This window comes from Dietzia sp. HMSC21D01, assembly GCF_001815995.1.
In the GTDB taxonomy this organism is placed as follows: Bacteria; Actinomycetota; Actinomycetes; order Mycobacteriales; family Mycobacteriaceae; genus Dietzia; species Dietzia cinnamea.
Window position 1 is genome coordinate 1 of the sequence record NZ_KV823844.1, and the last position, 1,022, is coordinate 1,022.

The 1,022-nt window shown below is 69.6% G+C and carries 1 protein-coding gene; it reads left to right on the top strand.

What is annotated here, in order from left to right:
* Positions 1 to 478: 478 nt before the first annotated feature.
* On the top strand, positions 479 to 1,022 hold a 544-nt coding region (locus HMPREF3086_RS05595), incomplete at its 3' end, for an iron chelate uptake ABC transporter family permease subunit (RefSeq protein WP_246830916.1).

Below are 1,022 nucleotides of genomic sequence, written 5' to 3' on the forward strand. Positions count from 1 at the left end.
GGGCTCTGATCGATCAGAGTGGTGCCACGCTCGAGGTGTCGCTGCCCGGCACTCCGGTGCTCGGGCGAGAGCAGGACCCCAGCGCACTGGTCGACACCATTCGGTGTCATATGGATCCCCTGGTGGACGCCTGCGTCGAGGCCGGCACCATTACCCGGCGTGCCGCTCTGGGAGGGGTCGCGGCCTCGTGCGCCGGCGCGTTCGGGGCGGCACACCGGACCGCGGGCGGCATGCGGCGCCCTGCGGTCGAGATGGATGCCGATTTGGTGACCCGAGCGTTGTCCGATCGACCTCTGGTGACGATGATCCGGCTGGGTGACCCGCCCATGCTGGTCCACGACCGTCATACGTGCTGCCTGATCCGACTGGGAGCGCAGCGGTCCGAGTGCGAATCGTGCCCCCAGATCCCGGAGGAGCAGCGGCGCGGTCGGCAACAGCGCCGGCCTGAACGCGGCCGGGTTGTTACGGGGAGTGTCCGATGACCCGCGCGTCGGTGCGCACCCGGTCACGGGCGATCGCCGATGACACTTCACCGGCGTTTCGCTCTGCCCGCAGGCTCCCGCCGATCCCGCTGGCAATCGTTCTCACTGTGTTGACGGTGGTCAGCGTCGTGAGTTCGGTCGCGTTCGGTGCTGAGCACATTCCGGTGGGGGATGTGTGGCGGACGGTGTGGGCGGCCGTGGTCGGGGGTGAAGCCGAGCGTGCACACTCCATCATCATTCTTGACCTGCGGTTGCCCCGTTCGGTGCTTGCCGCGTTGGTGGGGGCGGGTTTGGCTCTGGCCGGGGCGGCGATGCAGACCCTGGTGCGCAATCCGCTCGCCGAGCCGTATCTGCTTGGGGTGTCCGCGGGTGCCGCGGTGGGCGCCACCGCGGTGATCACCCTGGGGTTTCTCGGCGGTCTGGGCGTGTGGGCACTGTCGGGTGGGGCGCTGCTCGGGGCGTTGGGTGCCACAGTGCTTGTCTACGCGGTGGCCAGTGCCACCGGTGGTCTCACCGCGTTGCGGCTGATCCTGGCCGGGG